Consider the following 6892-nt stretch of genomic DNA (forward strand, 5'->3'; position numbering starts at 1 on the left):
CCCCGCGGGGGCGGGCGGGGCGCTGGGCCGGGCCGGTGTTCGCGCGGTCCCGGCCTCGCCGGGCGCGCCCCGGGCCGGCCGGCGCCCGGCCCCCCACGGACGCAAGGGCGGGGTGGGCGTCAGGCCGCGGCCGGCCCGGGTGTGCCGGCCAGGCCCTGCTTGACCTGCCGGGTGACCTCGTCGGCGAGGATCTCGGGCAGGCCCGCCTCGATGCCGAGCAGTGCCTGCGCCGCGACATCGGCGGGGGAGACCTTCTGGTCGGCGGGGACGCCGGCGGCCATGTCGGTGTCCATGTAGGCGACGTGCAGCGCCGAGACGGTGATGCCGCGGGGCGCCAGCTCCTCGCGGGTCGCGTCGCTCATCGCCCAGGCGGCGGCCTTGGAGGCCGCGTAGGAGCCGGCGCCGGCCGGGTGGTACCAGGACAGGGCGGACAGGACGTTGAGCACGGCGCCGCCGCCGTTGCCCTCGATGACCGGGGCGAAGGCCCGGGTCGCGATGAGCGGGCCGACGTAGTTGGTCATTACCTCGCGGTGCACGTCGTCCAGGTCGCCGCCGATGAGCGTCGCGCCGGTGGCGAGGCCCGCGTTGTTGATCAGCAGCGTCGCATCCGAGGCGATGCGGGCGGCCTCATGGATCGACTCCGGGTCCGTCACGTCGAGGCGCAGCGGGGTCACGCCCGGCAGGTCCACCGTCTCGGGCCGGCGGGCCGCCGCGTAGACCTTCGCGCCGCGCTCCACGAGCTGGGCGGCGAGATGCCGTCCGAGGCCTCGGTTGGCGCCGGTGACCACTGCGACCGCGTTCTTGAGTTCCATGCCCGCTCCAGGTTCTGTCGGGCGCCGTCGGGGCACCCTCACCATTTAGATTGCACTACCAATCTAAACACCGGGCTAGGATAGATGCAAGTCGACATCCAAACTGGAGAACGGGAGGTGGCCATGGGTCGCGTATCGCAGGCACAGGCACAGGAGAACCGCAGGCGGGTGGTGGACACCGCGTCGCGGCTGTTCCGGGAGCAGGGCACGCGCGTCAGCGTCGCCGATCTCATGAAGGCGGCCGGCCTCACCCACGGCGGCTTCTACAAGCAGTTCGCCTCCAAGGAAGCGCTCGTCGACGAGGTCACCGCCCACGCCATCGATGAATGGACCCGGTGCCATGCGGCCCACTTCGAGCAGTACGGAGGGCGCCGGGACGCCGCCCAGCGGGACCTCATCGACGCCTACCTCGCCCCGGAACACCGCGACAACGCGGCGGACGGCTGCCCGGTCGCGGCACTTGCCACCGATATCGCGCGTGAACCCGAAGGCGGCGAGGCCCGGCGCACCTACGCGCGGGGCGTAGCCGACTTCGCCGCACTCCTCGCCCCCGCCGAGGCACCCGGCGGCGAGGGTGGCGAGGAAGGCCTCGTCCGGCTGTGCACCTTGGTCGGTGCGCTGCTCCTCTCCCGGGCCACCGAGGGCTCCCCGCTCTCCGGCGAGATCCTCGCCGCCGCGCGTGCGGCGCTGGCGGAGACGGCCTGATCGGGGGCGCGCACCCACCCGGAGTCGCCGGCGCGGCGGCCGCCGTCACCGTCAGCGCGGCAGCAGCACGCCGACCTGGTCCCGGATCTCCCCCAGGATCTCGTCGGCGCCCGCGGCGGCGTTCACGCTCGGCGCCATGGCGAGGAAAATGGCCGCCCACACGATAGGACGCGGGCCCACCTGCCCGACGTACGGCCACCGACTGGCGCCCGGCTACTTCACCCGCTCTGACCAGGCTTTTTGCTCCGGTCGCTGCCGTACGGCCGCGTGGCGGGAACGGGAACGGAAGAGGTCGGCGGAGCTGGCCGTGTGACGGCTACGCGATCCGGTCGGCCGACCCCTCGACGCTAGGGTGGACGGGAGGACCGTGAGCCTGTTGCGGGAAGCGGCGGCGCTTCTCCGACGCCGCGCGGCCGAGGCCGCGGAGTTCCCCGACGAGCGGTGGATGGTAGACCAGGACGAGACGGGCGGGCTGGTCCTTGCCGCGTTCACGCCCGAGGACGTCGACCCGGACGGCACCGTGAGCAGCAGCATCCTCACCTCGTTCGCCTACCCGGACAACCCGGAGCGGCACACCCACGCGCGGGCACTCGGGGCGGCCTCCCACATGGCCGCAATGGACCCGCAGGCCGCGATCGCGCTCGCCGCCCTGCTGGAGACGACGGCGTCGTTCGAGGACCGAGCCGAAGAACTCGACGACGCGGAAGCGGCGGCACCCCTCGTTGAGCCGGCGACCCGCTTCGCCCGCGTCTACCTGCGGACGACGGAGACGTAGCGGACGATCAAGAAGGCCGCGAGCACGGAGACCCCTGACCGAGCGTCACTCTGATTGCAGAGAGCTACTTGTCACTTCGCCGTAGCTTCGGGAGAACAGGGCCGTAGCGCCGCCGAGAACCCCCAGCCCAGGACCATGATCAATCTCACCGATAACCACGGTTCGATTGATCCCCGACGCCGTAGTCGACCTTGACGTACCCGGGGCCCACGGTCGCGCCGGTCAGGGGGACGAAGACCAGGTGGTGGCGGGTGGGCAGCCCCAACTGGACGGTGGCCATGGCGGGCTCGTCGGTGCTGGTGTCCACGTAGATGGCCTCCAGCACGCCGATCTTGTGCCCGCCCGCGTCGACGACGTCACGGGTCCGCCACTCTCGGATGTCCGCGATCTGGATCATCCCGGGTTCCCTTCGCACGGCGGTGTAGCCGGGTGTACTTCCCAGCGTGCTCCCGCAGCCCCGCCCACACCAGCCTGGACCTGACCCTGTTGACGCGGCCGTGTCCTGTCGGGGTGGTCGGCGTTGGTGAGGTGACGCGTGCACTGGTTTGGACCCCCACGTCGGGCCGGTGCAGTCCGCGGCCCCCGATTCCGCGCTCTGGCGTCGGGGCCGCGTCAGCTTCCCCCGAGGCGAACGAAGGTCCTGATCTCCCCGAGCAGTCAGGGCCTTCGTGCGGCCGGCCCTTGCCGACGAACGGGGCGCCCCGGCTTGTCAGGCCCTGGGACCCATCGCTGTCCAGATCGCTGTAAAGCTCGCGGATCAGCGACCGGAAAATGTCGCCTTTCTGCTAGCGGAAATGCGGCGGCGTGCGCTTCAACCAGGGGTGATGTGCGGGAATCTATGTGCCCTGAGAGCGGCGCTATCGCCGTGTAGCAGTCGCGGCAGACGGGCAGTGGTCCGCTCTCCTCGCTGCCGGGAGCCGTCACCACTGCAGGCACGGCGCGGGCGGGGTCACACTGCGGCGGCCGCCTTCGACGGGCGGCCCCAGCCGCGGCCCCGGTCGATTGCGGCGAGGAGCACCGGTTCCCAGCCAGCGGCCGCGAGCGAGGCGTCGTCGGGCAGGCCCGCGTCTGCGAGGACGGACAGCTGGACAGCGTGCTCGATGCCCTCCGCCCAGGCGGCGCGCACGGCCTGGCGCACGGTGATGCGGGCCTGCAGTTCGGCGGTGGAGTTCTCCTCGCCCGTGCGGCACAGCTCGGCGAGGGCGCGTCCGCGGGCGGCGACGTCGTCCAGGAGCTCGGCGGCCTTCTCGGCGTCGGGCTGCATCGGCGCCGCCAGGGCCTTGGGCTTCACGCCCCGGCGCAGCTGCTCCATGCGCGTGGGCAGCGGCTCCCAGGACGGCTGTCCGGCCATCTCGATGTTCGTCTCGGTGACCGCCCGGGTCCACGCGCGGGCCAGGCCCCGGGGCATGAGGGGAGTTCCGGCGGGCACGGCCTGGCCGCCGTGGTGGTTGCCGTGCAGGGAGACCCACAGTGCGGTCGCGGTGCCGCCGACCCGGGTCAGCAGCAGCTGGCGCTCGGGCAGCCACCTCTTGAGCGCGGCCCGGGACAGGCCCGAGAAGGCGAGCAGCTCGGTGTATGCCTCCGACTCGCTCCAGCCCTGTGGCCGGCGCACCACGCGCAGCTCCTCCAGGGTCGGCGAGAGGTCTTCGATCGTGCGGGCGCACATCTCGCCCGCCCGGATGCCGGTGTCGGAGACGACCGCGCCGACGGCGAGCATCCGCAGCTGGCTGGTGGTGGCGTCCGGCGCGTCGGCGAGCTCGGTGAGCTGGGCCCGCAGCAGGGAGCGGGGCCGCTTGGCGACGGGCTGCTTGCTCGGCGGGTCGGGCTGCGGCGGCAGTTCGGCCGCGTCCTCGGCGCCGCAGGCGGTGACGAGCAGCTTGAGGACCTCGAGGCGGATCTGCTCGGAATTGTCGGAGCCCTTGGACGGGTCGGCGGCCTGGCGGACGCGCAGCTGGCCGGTGCGGGCCAGGCGCAGATAGGCGTCAACGGGGCCGCGGGTGAACACCTCGTCGACGGAGGTCGCGTCGCCGAGCGGGTGCCCGGGGTGGGCCAGGGCGCGGGTGTACTCGCCGGCCACCCACGTCACCTGGCGGGCGCGGGAGGCGGAGACGAACGGCCAGGACTTCACCTCTGCGGCAGCTGCGGCGAGCAGCTCTGCGCCGGTCAGTGTTCGGTCGACGATGTTGACCTCGCTCACGACCGGCCTCCGTCGCGGGCGTTGGTGACGGCGTTGCGGGCGTTGGTGACTTCGACCTGCAGCTCAATTAGGTCAGCGCGGGCCTTTGTGGCGGCCGCCGCGTGCTTGCCGGTCGGCTCGGGCTGCGGGCGGCCGTACGGTGCGAGCGTGATCCGCAGGCTCTCCATCCTGTCGAAGAGGTCCTTCGCGGCGCCGTCGGAGACCAGGAGGGCTCCCAGCGTCTGGAAGTAGCTGCGGGCGAGGATGTCACCGGTCACCGCCTCGCCCCAGGCTTCGGACGTGTCGACGAGTCGCTCGGCGACGTCGCGGATCCGGTCGGCCTGCTTGCCGCACCAGGCGTCAGCGGCCCGCTGACGCGCCTTGTCCAGGCGCTGGGAGCCGACGTCGCGGCCCTGCGCGTAGCCCCTGGTAGCGCGCTCAAGGCGTAGGGCGCGGCCCTCGGCAGACTGCCGCTGCTCCAGGGAGAGGGAGTCGGCGACCTTCTGCCAGGAGGCGCCGCGCTCGCGGGCGGCGGTGATGAGCCGCAGTTCCATGACGTCCAGTCGCTGCCGGGCCTCCGCCACCTGCGTCAGGGCGGCCAGGGCGTCCTCCGCCGGCACCTCGCGTGGCTTCTCGCCGTAAGGGGCGTAGCCGCTGAGCGCCAAAAGCACCGCCTTCAGGGCTTTCTGGCCGGTCACGCCGGGCCCGTCGGGCTTGCCGTAGCTCTCTTGGAGGAGCTTCTCGGCCGCCTGCTTGATCTCGTGCTGCCGCACAGGGTCGATCGCCATGAGTGTCAGCATTCCACTGACACACCCGTACGTCAGCGAACCGCTGACATGGCGCGCGGAGATGCAAGCAAAACCAGACATCAGGAAACGTTTCGGATTGGCGATCATTTCCGCTAGCGAGAATGCCTGCGGCGCTGGTCAACACCAAAGAACGCGACTTGGAGAGCTTCCCGGCGATGGATCACGCGGGCCGGGATGATGACCGGTAACGCTCGCTGACCCGCGAGCACGGGCGTGTGTCGCAGGGCCGGGTCGGCCTGCTGACATGCTGATCCGGAGCCGACGAGCCGGCCCTGCGACGAGTCGGGCCGAGCGGAATGGAGGACCGATGGCCCGACGTGTAGCCATGCTCAACAACAAGGGAGGGGTCGGGAAATCCGGCACCACCGTCCGCCTAGCCGAGGGTCTGGCGAAGGCGGGCAAGAGGGTGTTCGTGGTGGACATGGACCCGCAAGGCAACAGCTCGCAGATGCTCGGGTGGCACTACGACCCGAGGCTGAAGCAGCCGACGATCAGCCAGGCCATCAAGGCCAACACGGGGGAGGACGAAGCACTCGGCTGCGCCCGGGACGTCTTCCAGCCCATCGCCTGGCAGTGCAGCTACGCCGAGCGCATCTCGATCGCCCCTGCCCGGCTTCCCCTGGAGAACCGGATGTCGGAGGCCGGGATCGGCGGCGCCTGGCGGCGGCTCGACCAGGCTCTGGAGGGCGCGGACGACCACGTCGACTACACGCTGATCGACTGCCCGCCGAGCCTGTTCCATCTCACCCAGCTCGGCCTCGCCGCGGCGCACGACGCGGTGATCGTGACCGACGCGGACTTCTACGCCATCGAGGGCGCGCAGCGCGCACGCGACTTCATCAGGAACAAGGCGGCCAAGGATCTCGGCAACCCGGGCCTGGAGCTGCGCGGCGTGATCCTCAACAAATACAAGGACACCGTCCGTCAGAACGAGCAGCGCGACTCGATCCGCCAGATCTTCGGCCCGCTGGTGTGGGACCCGACCGTGAAGTTCATCGAGTCCCTGGCCACCAGCAACAACAACGGCGTCTCCCTCGAAGAGTCCAAGGGAGACCGGCTCTCCGAGATCCGCGCCACCTACGAACTACTCACCCAGACCTTCTTGAAGGAGATCCCGCTCCCGTGACCCCCCAGCGCACCCGCACCGCGAGCGACACTCCGGAGCTGCCGGACGACGACGAGGACATCAACGTCGGTGACGACGTCAGGGCGCCCGCGAAGAAGCGCGCGGCCGCGACGCCGAGCAGCCGCAAGCAGCTGGGACTTCCACCCCGCCGACGCGGCCGGCCCGCCGGACCGACCCGGGTCATGATGAACGTGCGCGTCCTGCTGGAGACGGACCAACTGGTGACCGCGATCGGCGAGACCACAGGCATGGGCCCACAGGACGTCGCCGACGCGGCGATCGCCCACTACGCCGCCCACCTGCGGCGCGCCGGGAAGCTACCGAAGGAGTCCAAGGAAGCCCCACAGGAGCAGTCCGAGGCGTCCTGAACCGTCCCCGCCCGAGCGGGGGCCGGGGGGCCGGCGCCCGGGCCCCCCCCCGCGCCCCCGCGGCCCCCCCCCCCCCCCCCCCGCCGCACGCAGGCCACCCGGGGGGCCCGGGCCGGGGCAG

General features: G+C 71.8%; 7 protein-coding genes and 1 pseudogene. 4 read left to right on the forward strand and 4 right to left on the reverse strand.

Going from position 1 to position 6892, the window contains the following annotated elements; genetic code table 11:
* Positions 1-119 precede the first annotated feature (119 nt).
* The gene (locus ACFVZW_RS19540; RefSeq protein ID WP_384522863.1) at positions 120-812 is read right to left on the reverse strand and encodes an SDR family oxidoreductase; all 693 of its coding nucleotides are present in this window, start codon (positions 810-812) and stop codon (positions 120-122) included.
* A gap of 123 nt (positions 813-935) precedes the next feature.
* Here ACFVZW_RS19540 and ACFVZW_RS19545 point away from each other — a divergent pair, with 123 nt between their 5' ends.
* Positions 936-1517 (forward strand): TetR/AcrR family transcriptional regulator, encoded by a 582-nt coding sequence (locus ACFVZW_RS19545; RefSeq protein ID WP_384522865.1) that lies wholly within the window; start codon positions 936-938, stop codon positions 1515-1517.
* A 367-nt stretch (positions 1518-1884) separates the two neighbouring features.
* A complete protein-coding gene (locus tag ACFVZW_RS19550; RefSeq protein WP_384522867.1) occupies positions 1885-2292 on the forward strand; it encodes a hypothetical protein in 408 nt (135 codons plus the stop codon).
* 181 nt (positions 2293-2473) lie between these two features.
* On the opposite strand, the pseudogene ACFVZW_RS19555 reads toward ACFVZW_RS19550, so the two are convergent.
* The 3 genes and pseudogenes from ACFVZW_RS19555 to ACFVZW_RS19565 form a co-directional block, all read right to left on the reverse strand.
* Positions 2474-2689: pseudogene (locus tag ACFVZW_RS19555) on the reverse strand (PRC-barrel domain-containing protein); the annotation flags it as partial.
* Between the two features lie 552 nt (positions 2690-3241).
* Entirely contained in the window at positions 3242-4489 is a 1248-nt protein-coding gene (locus ACFVZW_RS19560) for a hypothetical protein (protein ID WP_384522869.1), read from the reverse strand.
* Complete coding sequence (locus tag ACFVZW_RS19565) at positions 4486-5256, reverse strand: hypothetical protein (RefSeq protein ID WP_384522871.1); 771 nt, start codon at positions 5254-5256, stop codon at positions 4486-4488. Before ACFVZW_RS19565 ends, ACFVZW_RS19560 begins: the two co-directional genes overlap by 4 nt.
* A gap of 328 nt (positions 5257-5584) precedes the next feature.
* Between ACFVZW_RS19565 and ACFVZW_RS19570 the strand changes: the two genes are divergently transcribed.
* Together ACFVZW_RS19570 and ACFVZW_RS19575 are read left to right on the forward strand one after the other, a co-directional pair.
* On the forward strand, positions 5585-6403 hold the full coding sequence (locus tag ACFVZW_RS19570; RefSeq protein WP_384522873.1) for a ParA family protein: 819 nt from the start codon (positions 5585-5587) through the stop codon (positions 6401-6403).
* On the forward strand, positions 6400-6771 hold the full coding sequence (locus tag ACFVZW_RS19575) for a hypothetical protein (protein WP_384522875.1): 372 nt from the start codon (positions 6400-6402) through the stop codon (positions 6769-6771). Before ACFVZW_RS19570 ends, ACFVZW_RS19575 begins: the two co-directional genes overlap by 4 nt.
* The last annotated feature ends 121 nt before the right edge of the window (positions 6772-6892 follow it).

The sequence above is a fragment of the Streptomyces sp. NPDC059567 genome (genome assembly GCF_042735655.1).
GTDB lineage: Bacteria > Actinomycetota > Actinomycetes > Streptomycetales > Streptomycetaceae > Streptomyces.